At 67.0% G+C, this 21783-nt stretch carries 21 protein-coding genes; 7 read left to right on the top strand and 14 right to left on the bottom strand.

From position 1 onward, the window contains the following. The gene (locus tag AC3WLD_RS06505) at positions 1-831 is read right to left on the bottom strand and encodes a fumarylacetoacetate hydrolase family protein (protein WP_492556130.1); all 831 of its coding nucleotides are present in this window, start codon (positions 829-831) and stop codon (positions 1-3) included. Continuing rightward, a complete protein-coding gene (locus tag AC3WLD_RS06500; protein ID WP_492556129.1) occupies positions 828-1865 on the bottom strand; it encodes a VOC family protein in 1038 nt (345 codons plus the stop codon). Before AC3WLD_RS06500 ends, AC3WLD_RS06505 begins: the two co-directional genes overlap by 4 nt. Before the next feature lie 56 nt (positions 1866-1921). Here AC3WLD_RS06500 and AC3WLD_RS06495 point away from each other — a divergent pair, with 56 nt between their 5' ends. After that, complete coding sequence (locus AC3WLD_RS06495) at positions 1922-2560, top strand: TetR/AcrR family transcriptional regulator (RefSeq protein WP_492556128.1); 639 nt, start codon at positions 1922-1924, stop codon at positions 2558-2560. 131 nt (positions 2561-2691) lie between these two features. Beyond that, positions 2692-3312 (top strand): response regulator transcription factor, encoded by a 621-nt coding sequence (locus tag AC3WLD_RS06490; RefSeq protein ID WP_492556127.1) that lies wholly within the window; start codon positions 2692-2694, stop codon positions 3310-3312. Here the strand turns inward: AC3WLD_RS06490 and AC3WLD_RS06485 are convergent. The 5 genes from AC3WLD_RS06485 to AC3WLD_RS06465 all read right to left on the bottom strand — a co-directional run bounded on the left by AC3WLD_RS06485 (position 3309) and on the right by AC3WLD_RS06465 (position 9036). After that, a complete protein-coding gene (locus AC3WLD_RS06485; RefSeq protein WP_492556126.1) occupies positions 3309-4784 on the bottom strand; it encodes a Ppx/GppA phosphatase family protein in 1476 nt (491 codons plus the stop codon). The two genes, AC3WLD_RS06490 and AC3WLD_RS06485, sit on opposite strands and share 4 nt — an antisense overlap. A 1-nt stretch (position 4785) precedes the next feature. Next, a complete protein-coding gene (locus AC3WLD_RS06480; RefSeq protein ID WP_492556249.1) occupies positions 4786-6963 on the bottom strand; it encodes an RNA degradosome polyphosphate kinase in 2178 nt (725 codons plus the stop codon). 245 nt (positions 6964-7208) lie between these two features. After that, the gene (locus AC3WLD_RS06475) at positions 7209-7778 is read right to left on the bottom strand and encodes a nitroreductase family protein (RefSeq protein WP_492556125.1); all 570 of its coding nucleotides are present in this window, start codon (positions 7776-7778) and stop codon (positions 7209-7211) included. A gap of 87 nt (positions 7779-7865) precedes the next feature. After that, complete coding sequence (locus tag AC3WLD_RS06470) at positions 7866-8270, bottom strand: DoxX family protein (RefSeq protein ID WP_492556124.1); 405 nt, start codon at positions 8268-8270, stop codon at positions 7866-7868. A 67-nt stretch (positions 8271-8337) separates the two neighbouring features. Beyond that, on the bottom strand, positions 8338-9036 hold the full coding sequence (locus AC3WLD_RS06465; RefSeq protein WP_492556123.1) for a pirin family protein: 699 nt from the start codon (positions 9034-9036) through the stop codon (positions 8338-8340). Between the two features lie 117 nt (positions 9037-9153). Here AC3WLD_RS06465 and AC3WLD_RS06460 point away from each other — a divergent pair, with 117 nt between their 5' ends. Continuing rightward, the gene (locus tag AC3WLD_RS06460) at positions 9154-10053 is read left to right on the top strand and encodes a LysR family transcriptional regulator (protein WP_492556122.1); all 900 of its coding nucleotides are present in this window, start codon (positions 9154-9156) and stop codon (positions 10051-10053) included. Here the strand turns inward: AC3WLD_RS06460 and AC3WLD_RS06455 are convergent. Continuing rightward, positions 10050-11213 (bottom strand): L,D-transpeptidase family protein, encoded by a 1164-nt coding sequence (locus tag AC3WLD_RS06455; RefSeq protein WP_492556121.1) that lies wholly within the window; start codon positions 11211-11213, stop codon positions 10050-10052. The two genes, AC3WLD_RS06460 and AC3WLD_RS06455, sit on opposite strands and share 4 nt — an antisense overlap. A 75-nt stretch (positions 11214-11288) precedes the next feature. On the opposite strand from AC3WLD_RS06455, the gene AC3WLD_RS06450 reads away from it, so the two are divergent. Beyond that, on the top strand, positions 11289-11906 hold the full coding sequence (locus tag AC3WLD_RS06450) for a murein L,D-transpeptidase catalytic domain family protein (RefSeq protein ID WP_492556120.1): 618 nt from the start codon (positions 11289-11291) through the stop codon (positions 11904-11906). Between the two features lie 38 nt (positions 11907-11944). Here the strand turns inward: AC3WLD_RS06450 and AC3WLD_RS06445 are convergent, their stop codons facing one another. Next, positions 11945-12406: an MEKHLA domain-containing protein gene (locus AC3WLD_RS06445; RefSeq protein ID WP_492556119.1), complete on the bottom strand. Its 462-nt coding sequence runs from the start codon at positions 12404-12406 to the stop codon at positions 11945-11947. A gap of 90 nt (positions 12407-12496) precedes the next feature. Here AC3WLD_RS06445 and AC3WLD_RS06440 point away from each other — a divergent pair, with 90 nt between their 5' ends. Beyond that, the gene (locus AC3WLD_RS06440; RefSeq protein WP_492556118.1) at positions 12497-12838 is read left to right on the top strand and encodes a hypothetical protein; all 342 of its coding nucleotides are present in this window, start codon (positions 12497-12499) and stop codon (positions 12836-12838) included. Between the two features lie 60 nt (positions 12839-12898). Here AC3WLD_RS06440 and AC3WLD_RS06435 read toward each other — a convergent pair whose 3' ends face one another. Then, a complete protein-coding gene (locus AC3WLD_RS06435; protein WP_492556117.1) occupies positions 12899-14344 on the bottom strand; it encodes a helicase HerA domain-containing protein in 1446 nt (481 codons plus the stop codon). A gap of 190 nt (positions 14345-14534) precedes the next feature. On the opposite strand from AC3WLD_RS06435, the gene AC3WLD_RS06430 reads away from it, so the two are divergent. Then, positions 14535-15374, top strand: a complete 840-nt coding sequence (locus AC3WLD_RS06430) for a coniferyl-alcohol dehydrogenase (protein ID WP_492556116.1) — start codon at positions 14535-14537, stop codon at positions 15372-15374. Positions 15375-15390: 16 nt separating this feature from the next. Here the strand turns inward: AC3WLD_RS06430 and AC3WLD_RS06425 are convergent, their stop codons facing one another. The 4 genes from AC3WLD_RS06425 to AC3WLD_RS06410 all read right to left on the bottom strand — a co-directional run bounded on the left by AC3WLD_RS06425 (position 15391) and on the right by AC3WLD_RS06410 (position 20765). After that, complete coding sequence (locus tag AC3WLD_RS06425; protein ID WP_492556115.1) at positions 15391-15753, bottom strand: hypothetical protein; 363 nt, start codon at positions 15751-15753, stop codon at positions 15391-15393. A 56-nt stretch (positions 15754-15809) separates the two neighbouring features. Then, positions 15810-17195: a phosphotransferase family protein gene (locus AC3WLD_RS06420; RefSeq protein WP_492556114.1), complete on the bottom strand. Its 1386-nt coding sequence runs from the start codon at positions 17193-17195 to the stop codon at positions 15810-15812. Beyond that, positions 17192-18247 carry a DUF7064 domain-containing protein gene (locus AC3WLD_RS06415; protein ID WP_492556113.1) on the bottom strand — a complete coding sequence of 352 codons (1056 nt, stop codon included), beginning with the start codon at positions 18245-18247 and terminating at the stop codon, positions 17192-17194. Before AC3WLD_RS06415 ends, AC3WLD_RS06420 begins: the two co-directional genes overlap by 4 nt. Positions 18248-18344: 97 nt before the next feature. Continuing rightward, the gene (locus AC3WLD_RS06410) at positions 18345-20765 is read right to left on the bottom strand and encodes a TonB-dependent receptor (protein WP_492556112.1); all 2421 of its coding nucleotides are present in this window, start codon (positions 20763-20765) and stop codon (positions 18345-18347) included. A 145-nt stretch (positions 20766-20910) separates the two neighbouring features. Between AC3WLD_RS06410 and AC3WLD_RS06405 the strand changes: the two genes are divergently transcribed. Next, positions 20911-21780, top strand: coding sequence for an SMP-30/gluconolactonase/LRE family protein (locus tag AC3WLD_RS06405; RefSeq protein WP_492556111.1), 870 nt, complete (start codon positions 20911-20913; stop codon positions 21778-21780). Positions 21781-21783 lie beyond the last annotated feature (3 nt).

Below are 21783 nucleotides of genomic sequence, written 5' to 3'. Positions count from 1 at the left end.
TCAGCCTTCGTCCTGCATCACGGCCTCGATGTGGCCAAGCTTCTCGATATCGCAGCGGACGACATCGCCGGCTTTCAGGAACTGGCGAGGGTCCATCGCCGCGCCGACGCCGCCGGGCGTGCCGGTGAAAACGAGGTCGCCGGGCTCGAGCGTCATCGCGGCGGAGAGATGCTCGATCTGCTGCCAAAGGTTGAACACGAGGTGCCGGGTATTGGAATTCTGGCGGACCTCACCATTGACGGTGCAAGACAAGTCGAGTGCGTGCGGATCGCCCACCTCGTCGGACGTTGTGATCCACGGACCGGTCGGGGCGTGAGTGTCGAACGACTTGCCCAGCGACCACTGCGCGGTGGCATGTTGCCACATCCGTTCGGTGACGTTGTTGCCGACCATGTAACCGAAGACGTGACCCGGCGCGTCGGCGGCACTGACGTGCTTGGCGCGCTTGCCGATGACTGCGACGAGTTCCACCTCGTAATCGACGAAAGTCCCGCCTTTGGCGATCACGATCGGCGCGAAGGGCGCGTTGATCGAGGTCTGGGCCTTGGTGAACCAGACTTGCCGCTCCGGTGCTTTCATTTTTGATTCAGCGATATGATCAGCATAATTAAGGCCGATCGCAAATATCTTGCCGGGCCTTGGCACCGGCGCAAGCAACGTGATGTCCGCCAGCCGCCTGCGCTCGCCGCTCCCGGCCAGGTTTCTCGAGAGCGAGTCCCACTCGGTGATCAGTTCGAGCATCGAACCCGCGTAACCGCTGTCGATGACGTCCTCGCCATCGACGATGCCGATGCGTTCGGATCCTGCGGCCAGAAAGCGTGCGATCTTCATGCTACTTGTTCCTTGGAGCTGCGGCGGAAAAGCCGCCGGATGCGAAGAAGGAGCGCCATGACTATGGAGACAAGGCGCTGTGGGGGTGGGCGCTTGCCCGCGAACATCGGGTGCGGCGCGCCCCACTGGACCGCCAGCAGCGCGCTCACCGGCACGGTCTGCGGCGGATCCGCGGCGGTGAACAGATCGCCGTCGGTCCAGTGCTCGAGTTCGTGACCCCACGGGTCCTTCCAGTAATCGAACACCTGGCTGCCCATGATATGACGACCGACACCCCATGCCTGGGTATGCTTCCGGGCCTTGAGATGCGCGTGGCCGAGCATCAGGTCGTCGAAGTTCGCGACCTCGAAGGCGGCGTGCATGAAGGCAGGCTTCTGCGGGAGCTGCGCAAGGAACAGGGTGTGGTGGTCGGCAGGACGGTCGCCGAGATCGCAGCGCATGAACGCGCCGAGCGGCAGGTCCCGTGCCGCCTCGATTTCGTCGGAGGTCAGAAAGCCGAAGCGCTCCTTGTACCACGCTTCCGAGGTGCGGAAGTCGGACACGTTGAGGACGCAATGGCCGATGCGGTGGACGTGGCTTGGCCCGCCCTCGAGCCGGACGGGGGCGCGGAAGCGGGGTTGGCTGGCGGCGCAGTTGCGCGGCGCCTCGCAGGGCAGGGGAGCAGGCGATGCACCAGCCTGGCCTGCGACCACCTCGACACGAAATCCGTCAGGATCGACCAGGCGGACGACCTTGCCGCCGCCGGGGGAGGTGCTGTCTTCCATCGCGGCGTTCTCGAACCGGGCGAGGGACTCGAGTTCTTCGAGCGATTCGACGCGGAATGCGAGTCCGCGGAAAGCGGGCGCGCCCCGTTCGGTGGCATGGAGAAACGGGCGGCCGTCCGTACCACGGGCATAGAGGACCCCGTCACGGTCGAAGCATGTGAAGCCGAAGTCTTCGAGGAATTTGCGCATGGCCCCGAGATCGGGGGCCGAAAAGCGGACATGGGCGATGTCCACTACCCTGGTCACCGGCATCGCCTTCTCCCGAATCATTATGACTATTTGGTCAAGTATTGCTTACTGACTGTTTAGTCAACTATAGGATCGCGATGAACGAATCGCTCCCGAACCGCCAAACCCGCAGTCAGCGGACGCGCGAGGCCCTGTTCTTGGCCGGGTTGCGGCTGTTCGCGGCACATCCGGTCGATGCCGTCGCGATCGACGAGATCGTTGCCGAGGCGGGGGTGTCAAAAGGCAGCTTCTTCAATCACTTCGCGGATAAGCAAGCGTTTGCCGGCGAGGTGGCGACACACGTGCGGCTGGCTATCGAGGCGCGAATAGCGGCAGCCAACAGCGGCGTCACCGACCCGCTCCTGCGGCTTGCGGGCGGCATGATGGTCGCGACGGCCTTTGCCATGGCCGAGCCGGATCAGGCGCGGGTCATGCTCCGGGCGATGGCCTCCACGACCGCACGGGACCACCCGCTCAATGCGGGGCTGCGCGCCGATCTGGCCGCCTGTCGCGAAGCCGGGCTGCTGCGACCCGAGGCGGAGGGAGCCGGCTTGCTGTTCTGGCTGGGATCCTGCCAGATGATCATGCTCAATGTCGTCGAACGCGGGCTCCCGGCGCAAGGGGTGGCCGAACGGATGGCCGACCTCATGGTGCTGAGCCTCGCAGGACTGGGCATTCCCGAGGTCCGTTCACGGGAAATCGCCGCCGATTGTGCCGCGCGGATTTTGGGGCCCTAGCTGTCACCACGCCGTCACATTGCTGCCGCAACCCGCGCAACAGGGTTCACGTGCGGGGCAGCATGCGGCGGATCGATGTTCTACTTACCAGCGAAATTGCGGGCGGCCAGGCGCCGTTCGGCCATGACTCGTTGTCGGTTCGTTTCCACATCTGGAGCGGGAGCGGCGCTCCTCCGGCGACGCTGCCCGGTAGCCGGCTGCTCGTCTTCATCGACTGGTCACTGCCTGGGATCGCAGGCGTCGAACTTTGTCGCCGCATCCGCTGCAACCCCGACACAGCGGCGGCGGAGATCGTGATCGTGCTGGAAAGCGACCACCCCGACGACCGCCGCCGCGCGGTCCGGGCCGGGGCGAGCGACTGCGTGCTGGGCCCGCTCTCGCGCACCGCGATCCTGGACCGGATCATGGCAATGCCGGCCAGCGCCAATGAAAGCGGAGAGCCGCAGCGCCTTTCGCTGGGAGAGCTGGTGGTGGACAGCGCGGCCTTCCAGGCACGCTGGCAGGGTAAGGCGATCCCGCTCATGCCGAACGAACTGCGCCTCCTGCGCTTCCTCGTCGCGCATCCGGGCCGGGTCTTCACCCGCGCCCAGCTGATCGAGGCGCTCGGCAAGCAGGACCCGCCGATCGACGAGCGCACGGTCGACGTCTGGATCGGCCGCCTTCGCCGCGCGCTGAGGCGGGCTGGCGCCAACGACCCGCTCCGCACGGTCCGGGGCATGGGCTACGTGCTGGACCTGCCGGAGCTAGGCTAACTGCGGAGGACCACGGCCTTGCGCCCGAGGTGGATGGCGAGGGTCTTGAGGTCGCGCTCGACCGGATCGGTGACCAGCGGGGCGCAGTCGGCGTTCACCGAGAGAACCAGGTCGCCATCGCCGAGGGAAAGGCTGCTGCCAGCCAGTACCTGCGGAGAGCTCCCGCTGAACCGCCGTGCCAGCCGTATCGCGAGGCCCCAGCCGCGTGCTTCCTCGAGCCGCAGCGCGGGGGCGAGCCGGGTCAGCACCGCTGCTTCCTCGCCTCTTCCGGCATTGGCGAGAAGGGCAGCGGCGAGAACCGCGCGGTCCTCTGCATCGATCCCGATCCAGCGCTTGCGCAGCGCCCAGTCCAGCACCGTGCCGGGGCGCAGGTTCGGCTCGATCCGCGCGGACGCCAGCGCGAGCAGGGTCGCGGCAAGGCGCAGCGGTTCGGCACCCGGTGCATCGGGCGCATTGGCGGCGAGCGTCCAGCCGGCGATCATGGTCGCGGTCGCCGGGGTCACGCCGCTGCCCTCGGCAAAGGCAGAGACGCCCGCCAGCAGCGGATCGAGGCGGGCCAGCGCGGGCGACGCACCCGCGAACAGCACGCCCTCGCGGAGGCCCCATGAGGAGAACACCAGCCGCGCCGGCGCCAGCTCGCCGATCAGCGCCGCCAGCAGCGCCGCCGCGTCGGGCAGGCTGGCGACGCGCGACGCGGAGATGCCGGGGAGACTCAGCGACAGGTCCGGCGCCTTGCGCAACGCCGCACGGGCGCAGCCGATCGCGGCGTCTGCATCCAGGGCGTAGCCGTGGGGGTCGTCGATCGGCCAGTCCTGCCGGACCATCGCATAGCGCGCAAATGCTCGCAGCGAGCCGCCGACGAGGTAGAGATCCTGTCCCGGCGCGGCGTGCCAGTCCGCCTTGTCGAGCAGGGCTTTCAGCCGCTCGCGCACGGCCTTCGGGCCTTTCTCGCGCAGTGCGGGCAAGCGCAGCGTGCCAAGCGGAAGGCTCGTGCCGTGGGTGCAGGCACCATCGGCGATGTCGGTCAGCTCGAGACTGCCGCCACCGAGGTCGGCGACGATCCCGCGCGCGCCGGGAAACGCCCAGGTCACCCCGGCTGCGCTGGTCAGCGCCTCTTCCTCGCCGGAAAGGAGCCGAACCGGAAAGCCGAGCTCGCGCACCCTGTCTAGGAATTGCGGGCCATTGGCCGCATCGCGCGCTGCCGCGGTAGCCACGGCCTCGACCGTGTGAACCCCGGCAAGGTCGAGCAGCACCCGGAACCGGGCCAGCGCGGCCAGCGCTGCAGCCTGCGCCTTGTCCGAAAGCTGGCCGTTTTCCGCGACTCCCTTGCCAAGGCGCGCGGTGACCTTTTCGTTGTGGAGGATCGCGGGTGCGCGGGGCGGCCCACCATAGACGACAAGGCGGACGGTGTTGGAGCCGATGTCGATCACCGCGCGGGGCGCGGCGGGATGGTCCCGTTCGGATCGGGTCATGTCAGGCGCGATTCGCCGCACCGCGCCGGAGCGCGAGCTTGGGCACCTTGCGGCCGCTGGAGAGGGCCGCACCGCGGCCGGACAGGGAAGGGTTGGTCATGAAGTACCGATGCAGATTGAACGGTTCGGTTCCCCGATCCGTGCGTCGGTATAGTCCCTCGCTGTCGAGAACCCAACTCTGTTCGCTGTCGAGCAGGTTGGCGAGCAGAACCTGGTCGAGCACCTGATCGTGCACGGTGGCATTGCGGATCGGCACCAGCACCTCGACCCGCCGGTCGAGATTGCGGCTCATCCCGTCGGCCGAGGAGATATAGACCCGCGCCCGCCGGTTGGGCAGGTGCGCGCCGTTGCCGAACGCCCAGATCCGGCTGTGCTCGAGGAACCGACCGATGATCGACTTGACCTCGATCCGCTCGCTGAGGCCGGGCACGCCGGGCCGAAGCTGGCACACACCGCGCACGACAAGGCGGATTTCAACCCCGGCGCGGCTGGCCTCGTAGAGCTTGTCGATCAGCCGCGAATCCGTCAGCGCATTGAGCTTGGCCCAGATCGCCGCGGGCTTTCCGGCGCGGGCGAAGGCGATCTCGCGGTCGATGTTCTGGTAGAGCCGTTCGCGCAAGCTGATCGGTGCGATGGCCAGCAGGCGGGTTGCCTTCGGCTCGACATAGCCGGTGATGAAGTTGAACAGCTGCCCCGCCTCGCGCCCGATCCGCGGTTCTGCGGTGAAATAGCTGAGGTCGGTATAGATGCGCGCGGTGACCGGATGGTAGTTGCCCGTGCCGAAGTGGCAGTAGGTGCGGTAGCTTCCCGCCTCGCGCCGCACGACCATCGAGACCTTGGCGTGGGTCTTCCAGTCGACGAAGCCATAGATCACCTGGACCCCGGCGCGCTCAAGCTGGCTCGCCCACATCAGGTTCTGCTCTTCGTCGAACCGGGCTTTCAGTTCGACCACGGCGGTAACCGATTTGCCGGCCTCGGCTGCGGCAATCAGGGCGTTGATGACGGCCGATTGCTTGCCGGCGCGGTAGAGCGTCTGCTTGATCGCCACGACATCGGGGTCCTGCGCGGCCTGGCGCAGGAAATCGACGACCACCTCGAAGCTTTCGTAGGGGTGGTGGATGACGATGTCCTTCTCGCGGATGGCGGCAAAGCAGTCGCCATCGTGCTCGAGAATGCGCTCGGGGTAGCGGGGATTGTAGGGCTCGAACTTGAGGTCGGGGCGCTCCTCGTCGACCACCGCGGCAAGGCCGGAAATGCCGAGCAGGCCGCGCGTCTTGAGGACCATCGCATGGTCGAGCCGCAGCTGCTCGCGCAGCAGCTGCTCCGCGGCGGGATCGAAGTCTTCCTGCAATTGCAGGAGGATAACCTTGCCGCGCCGCCGCCGCTGGATCGCAGTGCGGAAGTAGCGCACGAGATCCTCGGCGTCCTCCTCGATCTCGATATCGCTGTCGCGCAGCACGCGGAACACGCCGCTGCCCTGGACGCGGAAGCCCGGAAAGAGCGCCCCGGCGTTGCGGCGGACCAGCTCCTCGATCGAAATCCACGCCGCCTCGCCGCCCGGCACCCGGACGAAGCGGGGGAGGGCCGGCGGCACGAGGATCATCTCGGTCATCGCTGCGCCGTCGGCAAGGCGGGTCAGCGAAAACAGGATACCGGTGCCCTGGTTGGCGATGAACGGGAAGGGGTGCGCGGGGTCGATGGCCTGCGGGGTCAGCACGGGCACGACGTGCTCGGCGAAATAGCGCTTCAGCCAGTCGTTCGCACAGCGATCGAGCGGCGCGGAATCGAGGATGCGGATTCCTTCGCCAGCGAGGCCCGCGGCCAGTTCGCCGAGCACCGCATGCTGGTCTTCGACAATGCGCGCGAGGTTATCCTGTACCAGCGCGAGCTGTTGCGAGGGTGTCAGCCCGTCGATCGAAACCTCGTCGATCCCGCGGCGGACCTGCCCGGCGAGTCCTGCGACGCGGACCATCATGAACTCGTCGAGGTTGGAGCCCGAGATGGACAGGAACCGCAGCCGTTCGAGCAGCGGATAATGGGGATTACGGGCTTCCGCGATCACCCGGCGGTTGAACGCGAGCCAGCTCAATTCGCGGTTGAAGAAACGCGAGGGCGAGAGGGGCGCGTCGGAAGGCAGCGCCTCGTCCGCTTCGATCGGCAGGCCTGTGTGGCCTTCCATTGCCGTCTCGCCCCTTTCCTCGTCCATCCGGCCTGCGCTGGCGGGCCGATGTTGCAGTTCCATGACGGTAACCGCTTGGAGCGCAGTTGTCATCGTAGGGATGATCCGGCCTCTAGCTTTAACAATGTGTTCCGGCGAGGCCGAAAGCGGCCCGAAGCGCCAACGCAGGGACCTCGGGCCGCAAGCGGACCGCTCGAAGGAATGAGGCCCCCGCTTTCGCGGGAGCACCCGGGTATTTCAGCCAATCACCAGGCGAACTTGCCCGCCGCACTGACGTCGGTCACCGCCTTGCGACCGCTCGGCGCTTCGCGTTCGCGGAGGCCCTCTGGAAGCTTTTCGGCGCTGGCCTGCTTGCCGATCGCCACGGCGGCCTCGATCCGGTAGCCTTCGGGCACGCCCAGCACGTCTCGCGCCTTGGCCCAGTCGACTCCGGTCATGCCGTGCGCGGCATAGCCCAGTGCGTGGGACTGGAGCGCCAGCTGCGCCCATGCCGCACCGGTGTCGAAGCTGTGGCTGTGGTTGTCGTTGTCACCCATCTTCTCTTCGCTGACGAGGAACACGAGGACCGAGGCGTCCTTGGCCCACGACTGGTTGAACGGGACGAGCGCCGACAGGAATCCGTCCCAGTTGGCATCGCCGCGGTGGGCATAGAGGAAGCGCCACGGCTGGTGGTTGTAGGCCGAGGGGGCCCAGGTCGCCGCTTCGAGGATGGTGTCGAGATCGGCCTGCGGCATCGCGCTCTCGTCATAGGCGCGGGGCGACCAGCGCTCGATCATGAGGGGAACGATGCGCGGATCGGCTTGGCGGGTGGTCATGTCGAAAACTCCGGTTCGGAAAGGATGAGACAGTCCTGGAGAGGATGGGAACCGGACGGCGCAAAGTCCATCCGGTTCCCGGCGGGGTTACTTGCGGTCGAGGCTCAGCCGGCCGCCGCCGAAGGCGATGACCTGGAGCAGGCCGCCGGTGATCGAGATGTTCTTCATGAACATGATCATCTGGACCTGGTCAGCAAAGTTGTTGTGGAATGCGAAAGCCGTGACGAGCGTGAACACCGCCAGCGCCGCCGCGACGAGGCGGACGCGCAGGCCCGCGATGAGGGCGAGGCCGCCGAGCAGTTCTACCGCGATCGCCACCCATACGGCGACTTGCGGCAGTGGCAGTCCGGCGCTGGCGATATAGCCGGCAGTGCCGGACGGGTCGGCCAGCTTGCTCACGCCCGAGAGGACGAAGATTGCGGCGAGCAGCACGCGTCCGCCAGTGGCGAGCAGCGCGTTGGGTGCGGGTGAAGCAGTCGTGGAATCGGTCATGGTCGTTACTCCCCTGTTTTTCGATGGTGGTCCCGTCCCGGCACCGCGCCGGGACGGGCATTCATGGTCAGGCCGCGTCGACGAGGATGACTTCGCTGTCCTCGATGGCGGTCACAGTGATCGCCGAAACCCCGGTGATCGCCGCACCGTCGCGGGCGTTCACTTCGACCTCCTCAACGCGGACCTTGCCGGCCGCGGGCACCAGGTAGGCGTGGCGGTCCGGCGCCGTCTCGTAGGTCACGGTCTCGCCGGCCCGGATCGTCGCGCCGAGCACGCGGGCATCGGCGTTGATCCGCAGCGCATCGCCGTCGTTGTCGTTGCCCGAGGCGAGCGGGACGAAACGGCCCGAACGGTCTCCCTTGGGAAACGGCCGCGCGCCCCAGCTCGGCGCATGGCCGCGGCGGTTGGGCATGATCCAGATCTGGAAGATCCGGGTTTCCTCGTTCTCGAGATTATACTCGGAGTGGCGGATGCCGGTGCCGGCGCTCATTACCTGGACATCGCCGGCCTCGGTGCGGCCCGCGTTGCCGAGGTTGTCACGGTGGCTGATCGCGCCGCTGCGGACGTAGGTGACGATTTCCATGTCGTTGTGCGGATGCGGCGGGAAGCCGGTCTGCGGCTGGATCACGTCGTCGTTCCACACACGCAGCGCACCCCAGTGCATCCGGGCAGGATCGTGGTAGCCGGCAAACGAGAAATGGTGCTTCGCATCGAGCCAGCCATGGTTCTCGCCGCCGAGGCTTGAGAAGGGACGAAGTTCGATCATCGGTTGTCTCCTCACGGACGGCGAAGGCCGCTCCGTTCTGTTGAGGCCGATCTAGGCGTTGCGATCCTTTTGCATAATTGCAATAAATTGCGATCAAATGTTCAAAGGAGTAGAACATTGCAGGTCGGCCAGCCTACTCTCGATCAGTTGCGGATCTTCCTCGCCGTGGCGGACGAAGGCAGCTTCAACGCTGCGGCCAAGCGGCTTGGACGGGCGATTTCGGCGGTCAGCTACGGTGTCGCGCAGCTCGAGGCGCAACTGGGTACGAGCCTGTTCGAGCGCGAGGGCTCTCGCCGTCCGGTGCTGACCGAGGCCGGCAAGGCGCTCCTTGCCGACGCGCGCGGGGTTTCCGACGGAGTCGATGCGCTGACCTACAAGGTTCGCGCGATGCACACGGGGCTGGAAAGCGAGCTGACTCTCGCGCTCGACGTCATGGTGCCGATGACCAACGTCGCGGCGATCCTGCGCGACTTCCAGCAGTTCTTTCCGACCGTGGACCTGCGTCTCCACGTCGAGGCACTCGGCGCGATCGCCGCGCTGCTGCTGGAAGGGCGGGCCGACCTCGGTGTGTGCGGACCGGTGGTGCATGACGATCCATCTCTGGAGCGGATGGGGATCGGTGCGGTCCAGCTCGTCCCCGTGGCCGCGCCGGGGCACCCGCTGGCGCGGATGGCGGAGATCGCCCCGGGGGAGACCCGCCGCCATCTCCAGCTGGTCCTGACCGACCGCTCGCCGCTCACCGAAGGGCGTGATTTCTCGGTCACCGCCTCGCGGACATGGCGGCTGGCGGATCTCGGCGCCAAGCATGCGCTGCTGCTCGAGGGGATCGGCTGGGGCAACATGCCGCTGCATGACGTGGCAGACGATCTTGCGGCCGGGCGGCTGGTGACGCTGCCCGTGCCGGAAGAGCCGAACCTTGCTTACCGCCTCAACGCCCAGTGGCGGCGCGATTGCCCGCCCGGTCCCGCAAGACAGTGGATGCTGGCGGCGCTGGCCGAGCGGCTCGCGCCCGACTAGGCCGCGCAGCGCTTCACCGGATTCGCGGCGTCGTCCATGCGCTTGTCGCGGCCATAGATGTCCGGCAGCAGCGCGAACTGACCGTCGCCGCGGACGGTGGCGGTGAAATAGGCGAGGTACACCGGGACCGGATGCGCGAGGTCGACGGTCACGGTAGTCCCTGCGCCGACCAGCGCATCGACTTGCTGGCGGGATTGCACTCCGTCCAGCAACGTCGCGGCAAAGCCCAGCGCATCGCCGACCCGAACGCAGCCGTGGCTGAAGGCGCGAACGTCCTTGTCGAACAGCGCCTTGTTGGGCGTGTCGTGGAGATAGACGGAGTAGGGGTTCGGCATCACCAGCTTCATCCGCCCGAGTGCGTTGTCCGGACCCGGACGCTGGCGATAGCGGCCGCCGCCCCACACATAGCCGCGCTCGCGCGCCAGCGTCGGGTTCTTGCGGACCAGCGCACCGACGCTTTCGCGGACGATGTTCGCCGGGATGTCCCACCACGGATTGAGCGTCACGCCGGTGACGGTCGCCATGAAGACGGGCGTCGGCGACGCGGGCTTGCCGACGATCACCTTCCAGGTCCCGACCGGTGCGCCATCGCGCCAGTACTGCGCTTCGAACGCCGCGGCGTTGACGAGGATGAAGTCGCGGCCAAGGTCATGCGGCAGCCAGCGCCAGCGTTCGAGGTTGCGGGCGATCTGGGTGCGCTTGCCCGGATCCGCTTCCGCTGCGTAGGCGGAACGCAGCGCCGCATAGTCGGGATGCCGCGGGCGGAGGCTTGCAAAGAATGAGCCGAGCGCTCCGTCCTTGAGCGCAGCCACGAGGCCGGGCGCGGGATCGATCTTCTCGTCGCTGTCCGGAATAGCCCAGCCGGCGCGTTCGGCGGCCGTGGAGCACCCGGTCAGGATCAGGTGCGCGACCCTCAGCGCCAACCCGTTGGCAGCCTTATCGACGCCGTGGGGGTCGCCAGCGGCGATCGCCTGGTCGAGGATCGCCGTGTCGGGAGCCGGCAAGGCCTCGCCCGGCAATGCCTGTACTTCAGCCCGCAAGGCCGCGACCGAAAGCGCATTCCACGCCGGTCCGCCGTCCGCCTGCTGCGCCCTTGCTGGGGCAACACAAAGCGCGAGCAGGGCCAGGGTTCCCGCAATCCATCGCATCGAGGATGTCATTCGCCGCCAACCTGTTGCATTTGCGCCACGGTTTCCTAGCTAGTTGAATACAGGACAATCGGGGTCGCACCTAGCATGGATTTGAACAGGCGGCGCTTTCTGGGCGCCTTTGCCGTCGGGGCAGCCGGCCTTGCGCTGACCCGCCCGGCCTTCGCACCACCCGCATTCGCCGCGGTCCGCTCAGGCGAGACGCCCACGCTGCTGCCCGAGGCGATGGCCGCGCTTCAGACTCACGCAGCCCGCGTGGCAGAGCGCGACGTGATCGGCATCGTAGACTTCTCCTCGCCCTCGAAGGCGATCCGTTTCGACATCGTCGACGTCGTCGGCGGGCGCATTCTCAGCCGCCATCTCGTCGCCCACGGCAGCGGATCCGATCCCGCCAATTCGGGCTGGGCGCAGCGCTTCTCAAACGTGCCGGGTTCCAATGCCTCCTCGGCAGGAAGCTTCCTCACCGACCGGGCCTATGTCGGCAAGCACGGCCGCTCGCGCCGGCTCATCGGGCTCGACGCCGACAACAACCGCGCGCTCGAGCGGAACATCGTCATCCACGGCGCAAGCTATGTGAACGCCGACATGGCCGAGAACGCAGGACGCATCGGTCGCAGCCAGGGTTGCTTCGCTGTCTCCACGGGCGAGATAGGCGAGGTCCTGGAACGGCTCGGCCCGGGTCGCCTGCTGTACGCTGCGCGCTAGGGGACCGCGCTCGACTAAGGCAGGGCATAAGCCGAAGATCAGATGAGCGGCGCCGGCGTAAAGGTCGCGGCTTGCCCGACACGCGTGCCGCTCTGGTCGAGCACGTTCCAAACGATGCCCGAGGTCATCCGGAAGTGCTTGCCCTTCGCCGAAATCCGCACGCCGCGGTAATCGTCGACGAAGCCTTGCGCAGCGACCCGTTCCATCAGTGCCTGCCGCTCGTCCCGCAGCGGCGCTTCCGCGGAGAGGCGCGAGGGCATGGCGGTAAAAGTCTCGACGTCGCATTCGAACGCTGCCAGCGCAGCCTGGTTGCCGAAGTAGAACACCGGATCGGACTCGGCCCCGTGGGCCACAATCGGGTCGGGCGCAGACCACAGCGCAACGACGGGATCGGCCTTTGTCGCGGCGAGAGGACGGCCCAGGAGCCGGGCGAAACTGCTGGCAATCAGCGCGATACGGGCGGCGCGTGCTGGCTCGCGGTAGAGTTCGGGCAGGTCCATTGCTGACGCCATAGCAAGCGCGAGGTCCTTCCGCGACACTCCGCATTGTTACGTAACTACAACGGCGCGGCGGCGCGTTAGGATCGCTGCATGGCACTCACGAATGCACAGCGGCAAGCCCGCTACCGCTCGAAGATCAAAGCCCGTGCGGCTGGCGGCGCGCTGCTCGAGCATGTGGAGAAGGCGGTGGACGAAGCGGTGGATGCGCTGTGGAGTTTCTTCACCCGGCCTGGCCCGGGCGGTGAAACATGGGACGACGTGGCGGGCTGCACCACCCGCGCCGAATACCGTGCCCACCTTGCCCGCGATCCCGGCGGACTGGTCGAGGCTTGCCGCGGCGTCCAGTGGCTGGGGGAGGGGCTGACAGTTGACGAGGCGCGCGCGGTCAACCGCGTGGTCGCGGTGGCGGATCTGGTGGAACTGCGAGGGTAGTCTTCTGCCCAACACCCACCCCCTCCCGCTTGCGGGACGGCTTAAGGTGGGCCTTGTAAGCTAAGCCTCGACCGGCGCGGTACTGAGTCCCAGCTCCGGTATCCCCACCGACCTGCGCCCGCCGTAATCGGTCCTGACCACGATCAGCCCGCTTTTCTCGAAATGATCGAGCAGGCGCCGGATCCGCCCCGGCGAACTAGTGCCGTATGCGCGCGCAAGGGCGTCATCGTCCGGGCAGGCGCGACCGTCCTTGGCGGCTTTGGCCATCAGCAGGAACGGCGCGAGCGTTTCATCCGCGACGCCGCGAGACAGGCGCAAAAGATCATCGTCGTCCGGCTCGATCCCGGCAATGGCATGGGCGAAGCGGCGGCGGAAGGCGGTTACATCCAGCCCGTGACCGGGAATCCGCGCCATCCGTGCGCGCACTGAAAAGTCCTGGAACAGCGCCGAGGCCGACTGGAAAGCCGCCCCTTCCTCGGCGGCCATTTCCGCGAGAATCGCGTCGATCACCGGCGCCGCGTCGATGGCCGGTGCCGATGGTTCCGGTTCGGACAGCGCTTCGTCGGCATGCACGATCCGCTCGATCAGCTCCTCGGGCGGCGCGGCCGGGGGCGGGGCTAGGGCGGCAGCGCGGGCCTTGTCCTCTTCCTCGCTCCAGCCTTCGTGGAGCAGCGCATGGAACTCCTCGGCGGATGCGGTGGGCAGGGGCGTAAGCGCCTGGACCACGCTACGCGCGCCGGTCTTGACCGGGCCTATCCGCACCGGCACCGGGCGGCGGCTGATCGCCGGCCCGAGGCCGAGGAAGCGGCCCCGCTCGAGGTCGCGGATCGTTTCCGCCTGCCGCCGCTCCATGCCGAGAAGATCGGCAGCGCGGGCCATGTCGATGTCGAGGAAGGTCCGCCCCATCAGGAAGTTGGAGGCTTCCGCCGCCACGTTCTTGGCGAGTTTTGCCAGGCGCTGGGTGGCGATGACCCCGGCAAGGCCGCGCTTGCGCCCGCGGCACATCAGGTTGGTCATCGCGGCCAGGCTCAGCCGGCGGACCTCGTCTGTCACATCGCCCGCGGCGGCAGGGGCGAACATCTGGGCCTCGTCGACCACCACCAGCGCCGGATACCACTGCTCGCGCGGGGCATCGAACAGCGCGGCGAGGAACTGCGCGGCGCAGCGCATCTGCGCTTCCAGTTCGAGCCCGTCGAGCGCGAGGATGACCGAGGCGCGGTGCTGGCGGATACGCGCGGCCAGCCGCCCGATCTCGCTTGCGCCATAGGCCGCGCCGTCGACCACCACATGGCCAAACTCGTCGGCGAGGCTGACGAAGTCACCCTCCGGATCGATCACCACCTGCTGGACGATGCCGGCGCTCTCCTCGAGCAGCCGCCGCAACAGGTGCGACTTTCCAGACCCGGAATTGCCCTGCACCAGCAGGCGGGTCGCGAGCAGTTCCTCGATGTCGATCATCACCGGCGTGCCGTGGGAATCGGCGCCGATCTCGATGCGGGCGGTCACAGTCGAAGGCTCTATCGCGGGCCAGCTGTCCGGCAAGGTGGATCGGGCATTTGCCCGTGGAAATCCCTGCGCTTTCGCGTCCAATTGAAAATGACGGTTCCTCAATTTTCGTGTTGAGCCACCGGGAGCGGTTCGCTAACGTCGTCCACGAGACACGGGCATCAGGCCCGGCCGGCGGGAGTGTGCGGAAATGGCCGATATTCTGGGATACAAAGGCAAGCGGGTCGTCATCATGGGCTGCTTTTCCGGCGTCGGCGAAGCCTGTGCGCGGACGCTGGTCGATCTTGGCGCGGAAGTGCACGGTGCGGACATCAAGCCTTCGCCGGTGAACCTCGCTTCGTTTACCCAGGTCGATCTCAAGGACCCGGCTTCGATCGAAGCGGGCGTGGCTTCGATCGGCGGCGCGGTCGATGCGATCTTCAACGTGTCCGGCCTGCCACAGACCTTCCCGGGCGAGGATGTCGTCACCGTCAACTTTCTCGGCATCCGCCACTGGACGGAAACCTGGCTGCCCAGCGTGCGCCAAGGAGGTGCGATCGTCACGGTTTCCTCGCTCGGCGGGATGGCGTGGCTGATGCAGCAGCCGCTGGTCCAGGAGTTCATCGCGATGCGCGACTTCGCCACGGCGCGGCAATGGTACATCGACAACAAGGACCGTGCCGGCGACCCCTACAGCCTCGCCAAGATGAGCGTGAACACCTGGACTCAGGAGCTGGCGGTGGAACTGGCCAGCCGCCACATCCGCGTCAACTGCACGATGCCCGCGCCCATCGACACCCCGATGATGGCGGATTTCCGCAAGGTCGCCGGCGACGCAGTGCTCTCCGCGTTCGCCAAGGCGCGCGGGCGGTTCTCGACGCCGCTGGAACAGGCGCTGCCGCTGGTGCTGCTCAACTCCGACGCGGCGAGCTTCGTGTCCGGCGTGTGCCTGCCGGTCGATGCGGGGCTGGCCGGCGGGCTCGCCATCGGCAAGCTCGATTTGCAGAAGATGATCGCAGACGCGGTGGCATCGGGCGAGGTGGCGAGCTAGCGAGGCACCCCCGGCCTCAACCGCCGGCAAAGAACTCCGGGTATTCCCGTTCGAGACTCGCCAGCCACGCCTGTGCCTGCCGCGGCTCGCCGACGGCATCGGACTTGACCGGCCCTCGATCGGCAACAAACTGGGGATGGAGATCGAACGCCGGCATCGAAAGCCGTTCGCGCAGATCGTCGATGGTTGCGGCCAGTTCCTCCAACTCGGCCAGTATTGGCTCGGTGGCGCGGATTGCGGCCCGGTCCTTGCTATGCGCAAACAGGCCCCACCGGCCTGCTGCAGTTGCGCGCAAGGCGCCGACCAGCGCGGTCAGGTATTCGGTTTCCGTTTCGATCCGCTGTGTGTCGAGACGGGCAAGTCGGTCAGCTCTGGCCATGGCATCGTCCTATGCGCCCGCAGGGCGCCGCGCAACTTGGGGACGGGGTGCCATGCTCAGCGCAGCGGCTTGAACCCGGTCGCGGCCAGCCCGCCCATCGCGTCGGCCATAAGCATGGCCTCGCGGGTCACCCGGGCGTTGACGAGCCGGGTCGCAATGCCGAGCGGCAGGGTTCCGGCGCGGATGCGTTCGCACGTTGCCGCCCACGCGGCGGGATGGCTCTCGAACTTCTGACCCAGCGTCGCCTCGATCTCGGTTTTTTCCTCCGCCAGCATGGCTGGTTCATAGCGCTCGATATCGCGCCACCACTTGACCAGCCGTGCGAGACCCTTGGCCTTCACTGAGGACTGCTGGTCGGCAAGGCGCGGGACGATGGCGTCGCGCAGGTCGTCTAGCGCGATGGCGAACGAGCGCTCGCGGGGTCCTGTCGGCACGGCCGGCAGGGCGGGGGGCGTGATCGGCACGCCTGCGACTTCGGCCAGCGCTTCCGAAAGCACCCGGCGATGGATCGTCGAATAGACCATGTTCATGCCGAGATTCGGCGGCGGCGGGGCGTCGGGGTCATCGAGGCGCGCGCGGCGGGCGAACTGGGTCTGGAACAGCAGCCGCCAGTAGCGCACGCGGGCAAGGTCCACTTTGTGTCCGCCCGCTGCCTCGTAGGCCGCGAAGACCTGCGGCAGCGGCGCAAAGGGTTGGAACAGGTTGCGGATCGCGATCATCGCGAGGTCGGCCATCGGGTCGCCGTAATGGACCAGCTCCCAGTCGAGCAGCGCGGTCACCTTGCCGTCGGCGTAGAGGAAATTGGCCGGGCCGGCATCGCCGTGGACGATCACGGGCGGCGGCAGGTCGGCGGGAATGTTTGCCTCGATCCAGTCGAGCGCGATGTGAATCAACGGGTCCCACCGGGCTCCTGCGTTGCCCTCGCGGAGCCAGGCAATGCGGCGGGCGATGAGGTCGCGGGTCGGCTGGACTTCGCCCATGCCTTCGACCGGCCGCGAGGCCACGTCGATGCGGTGCAGCCGGGCCAGCTGGTCGGCGAAATCGGCGGCCACTTGGAGCCGCGCCGCATCGCCCTGCAGCTTGTTGTAGTTCGCCTCGCCCGCGACATACCCGCCAACCAGCGCGCGCTGGTCGGGCAGGGCGGCGTAGAACTTCGCGACGCGCACCCCGGCATCGGCGAGCGGGCCGGACAGCGCGCGGATCACTGCGGCCTCGCGCAGGAACGCGGCGTCGTCGCCCGCGCCGGCCTTGTGGACGTCATAGTTCATGTAGGTGCGGTGCAGGACGCCATCGGTGTCCTTCAGGTCAAGCTCGGCGCCTTCACGAGACGCCCCGCCGCCACCTCGCGGGCGCACTCCCGCGATCGTCATGCCGGTCGCGGCTTCCACGGCCTCGGCGAGGCCCGCGGGCAGCAGCGCCATTAGGTCGGCGCGTTCGCTCACCGGGTGGTGGCCTTGAGCGCATCGAGCATCCGCACGAAGTGACGCGGATTCCACACGTCCTGATCCTCGCCCCAGCCAACCTTGCCGTCAAAATCCCACCGGAACAGCTGGTTGGTACCGTAGCCGGCTTCGCTCATGCGGCTCACCGCCATGCCCTCGATGGTCATCTCGCGGCCGAGCCTGTCGACCAGCATGACGTCCATGTGGGAGCACCAGCCTGTTTCCGGGCTGCGCCACGCGCGCATCCGGCACTGCGCCTTGTCGAGGTCGCCATAGACGCCGTCGCGCAGCAGGTAGCCGCCGTTCATCGGGCTCCACCCGTCGGCGGTGCCGTCCTGGGTGCGCACGAAGCCGAGGAATCCGCTTTTGCGCTCGGCATGGCCGAAGATGTACTGGATCCGACCGCGTCCGCGCTCGCGCTCGATCTCGCGCCAGCGCGGCCCGCCAGGGTGGCGCACGCGGTCGAGATCGCTGGCGTAAGTCTGTTTGCGGCTCTGCGCATAGGGGCCGCCGCGCGGACCCCAGGTGCGGTCGCGGACCGACCAGCAGTCGAGCCTGATGTCCTCGCCGCGCAGCCGCAGTGTACCCTCGACCTTGCCGAGCTGGTCGTAATGCGGGGTCTGGATGAACGGCGGCTCGCCGGGCTCGAACCGGCGCGGAGGGTGTGCCCCGGTGAACACAAAATCGAGCGCGAAGTCGCGGTCGGCGTCCTCGTACTGGAGATGATACTTCATGCCCGGCTCGAGCATCTTGAGGCTGTAGCCGATCCCGGGGAAGGTGACGTCCCGCAGGTCCGGCGTTTCGGGGACGGGGACTTCCTCGACCTTGCGGTAATACGCCATGCGCGCCGGGTCATAGCCCTCCGCATCCCAGCAGAAGATCCGCGAGGTCAGCGTCTTGCGGCTTGGATAGTATGGCGTGTGAATCCATCCGCCGATCTTTCGCTCCGGCACGTTCCACGACCACCAGTTGGTCTCGGTCTCGTAGGGATCGTCCGAAAGCTGGTGGTAGCAGTCGTCTTCGGGCCGGAAGGGGTAGGCGTCTTCGGTCATCGCAGCACTCACAGCGTCATGAAAGAAAAAGGGCCGCAAGCCTGACCGGGAGGGGTGGTCCTGCTTGCGGCCCCTGTCTTGGCCGGTCTGTTTCGCCTCAGAAGCGGAACTTGACCTCGCCATAGAACATGCGCGGCGGGCCGAAGACCACCGCATCGACGCCGAACGACCAGATGCCGCCGCCGCCAAGGATGTAACTCTTGTCGGTCAGGTTGTTGACACCGAACGCGATGTCGATGTCCTTGCCCATGATGTGGTTCGCCTCGGCACGCAGGTTGACCAGGGTGTAGCCCGGGGCCTGGTTGGCGCCGTCGGCCAGTGCGTTGATGGGCGCGCCGCCGTTGAACAGCACCTCCTGGATCGCCGGGATGCGCACCGAACCGTCGTTGAAGAAGAACCCGCTCTGGTAAGTCATGTTCGGGATCAGCGCGAGCTCGGTCCCGCCGCCGATCTCGCCGTGAAGGCGGGCCTGGACGTTGACCTTGTGCTTCGAGTTGTAGCCCGGCGGGTTCACCGCCAGCGCGTTGTTCACCAAGGGGTGCGAGGCGAGGAATATCGGCTTGAACGCATCGGGGAGCAGCGCCAATGCGCCGGCCACGGTGTTGTCCGGATACTCGAGGTGCCGAGCATCGACGTAGGTGTAGTTGGCCGAGAGGTCGAGCCACTCGGTCGGCTCAATCGAGATGTCCGTGTCGAGGCCCCGGTAGCGCGACTTGGGCACGTTCTGGATGGTGGTGACCAGAGCCCCGCCGGAAAGGTCGAGGTAGCTGCGCTGGGCACCATGATAGGTGTCCCAGAACCCTTCGATGTTGAAGGTCCCGCGGCCTGCGCCGAGATTGAAGGAGGTCTTCGCCCCGACGTAGAAGTTGTCGACCTTCTCGGGCCCAAAGTCGGCGAGGTTGCCGCCGCGGCCATTGAAACCGCCGCGCTTGTAGCCGTGCTTGTAGCCGCCATAGACCATGACATCGTCGGTCAGCTTGTAGTCCACGCCGGCATTGTACGACCAGCCCTTGAACTTCCGCCGGCCCTGCAGGTCGAGGTACACGACGCCCGGCGGCAGCGCGGTCGGCTCGGGCGGAGCGGACAGGTTGACCTTGCTGTTGTTCACCTGAATCGAACGGTCGGCGATGTCGTCCCAGGTATGGCGCGCAGCGGCCGTCAGCGTCAGCTTGTCACCGACGTGGCCGGTCAGCGAGGCAAAGACCGAGCGCGAGGTGAAGGTCGACTGGCGGAACTGGACGTCATAATCCGGCCCCGCAGCGGAGAAGCCGAAGGTGTTGGTGACGATGTTGAGGTCCGCCGGGCGGCCAGGCTGGCGCGTCTGGTCGTGCATCGCGCCGATGATGTATTCGATCTTCCCGTCCGAGGCCTTGCCCTGGAGCTGGAGCTCGTTGACCAGCTGCCGGTTGCGCAGCTGGCGCAGCGGGCTGACGAGGTTGATACCCGGGATCGAGCCGCCGTCGACGTCAGCCGGGTTGTTGCCATAGCCGCGGGCCGAGATGACGCTAAAGATGTTCTTCAGGCGCAAGTCGTCGTTGATGTCCCAGACCGTGGTGTTGATCACCGCAAAGGTCGACGACCAGTCGCGGTCGAGGTTCGTGTCGAGCGTCGCGAGCTGCGGATCGGCGATGATCGAAGATGCGATCGCCGTGCCGAACGCGGTGCCGGGGCGGCCTTTGATTGCCTTGGAAGAGGAACGGTTCTTGTCCGAGTGCCAGGTGACGATGGTCGAGTTGGTCAGCGTGTCGGACAGGTCGACCTTGACCGTGCCGCGCAGCTCGATGACGTCCTGGTTGTTGAAATACTGGACCGGAAGCGGCCGGAACGTGGTGAAGTCGAGCTCGCCGCCCCTGGTCCGGGTGTAGCCCTTGCGGTGCCAGTAGAACCCGGCGAGTCGGACCCCGACACGCTCGCTCAGCGGAAGGTTGATCGCGGCCTCGAACTGGCGGTTCTGATAGTCGCCGAGCTGGGCGCGGGCATAGCCTTCGAACTTGTCGGTCGGGGCAGCGGGCACGAACAGTACCGCGCCGCCCGTCGTGTTGCGCCCGAACAAGGTGCCCTGCGGCCCCTTCAGAACCTGGACCGAGGCGAGATCGAAGAACTGCGGCGGCAGGGTCGGGATCTGGAATGGCGGCGACAGCGGCACGTCCGCAAAATAGGTTTCGACCGAACCCGATGCCGCGCCGAAGAACTGGCCGCGGCCGCGGATCGAGAAATCAGGAAGCGAGGCGTTGCCCGAGCCGGCGTTGACGATGAGCCCCGGCACGGCGCGGGCGAGATCGTAGGAAGTGGTGATCGTGCGCTGCGTCAGCGCGTCCTGGTTGAACGCAGTGATCGCGACCGGCACGTCCTGCAGGCGCTCCTCGGTGCGACGGGCGGTGACGACGATTTCGCGGCTGCTGCTTTCGGCCTCGCCGGTTTCGTTATTCTGCGGCGCGGCAGCGTCCTGCGCATGGGCCAGGGCAGGCATGGCGAGCGTCAGCGCAGTGCCGGCGAACAATGTCAGGCGTGTCCTCATGTGTCCTCTCCTCCCCGATGGGCATGCGGCTTTGTCCGCTTCTCCCCGGTAGGTGAGCAGATTACCGAGTTGTCTAACCAGGTTCAACAAGAAATTGACGGCGTGACAACTCTTCGACACTTTGCGCGGCGAAGGAGAGAGTACGATGCCCAGCCCTTTCACCGAATTCGCCGACGGACTCGCCTTTCCCGAAGGCCCGGTGGTCATGCCCGACGGTTCGGTGCTGGTAGTCGAACTGGCGGCGGGACGAGTCACGCGCTGCTGGGGGGCGGGCCGCAAGGAGACGGTCGCCACGCCCGGCGGCGGTCCGAACGGCGCGGCGATCGGCCCGGACGGAGCGCTCTACGTGTGCAACTCGGGCGGTCTCGATCTCGAGAAGATGTGCAACGCGACGGGTCCCGGTGCGGAAGGGCGGATCGAGAGGATCGATCTTTCGACCGGCAAGGTCGAGCGGCTTTACGAGTCTTGCGGTGAAGTCCCGCTGTCGGCTCCCAATGACCTCGTCTTTGCGCGTGACGGCCGCTTCTGGTTCACTGACCTCGGCAAGCGATATGGCCGGATCACCGAGGCGAGCGGGCTGTTCGTGGCGCAGGCGGATGGCTCCGCGATCACCTGCATCCATCACCACGCCATTGGCTTCAACGGCGTCGGCCTCTCGCCCGATGGTGCGACGGCTTATGTCGCCGACACCTTCCAGGCGCGGATCTATGCTTTCGACGCCACCCGTATCGAGCGCCAGAAGCCTCGCTTCATCGCGACCGTGCCCGGCGCGGTGGAACTCGACAGTCTGGCAATGACCGCCAGCGGCAAAGTCTGCGTCGGGACGCTCGTCGAGGGGGGAATCAGCGAGGTCTCTCCCGAAGGTACGGTGACCAAGCCGTTCGAGATCGACGACTACTATGTGACCAACATCGCTTTCGGCGGTCACGACATGCTCGACGCCTACATCACCTGCTCCGCGACGGGGCGGCTGGTGAAGACCCGCTGGCACGAGCCGGGGCTGAAGCTGGCATAGTGA

The sequence above is a fragment of the Novosphingobium sp. FW305-C-111 genome (genome assembly GCF_058783565.1).
The sequence above is the reverse complement of the archived record's forward strand: the minus strand, read 5'-3'. Positions and strand labels throughout refer to the sequence as shown.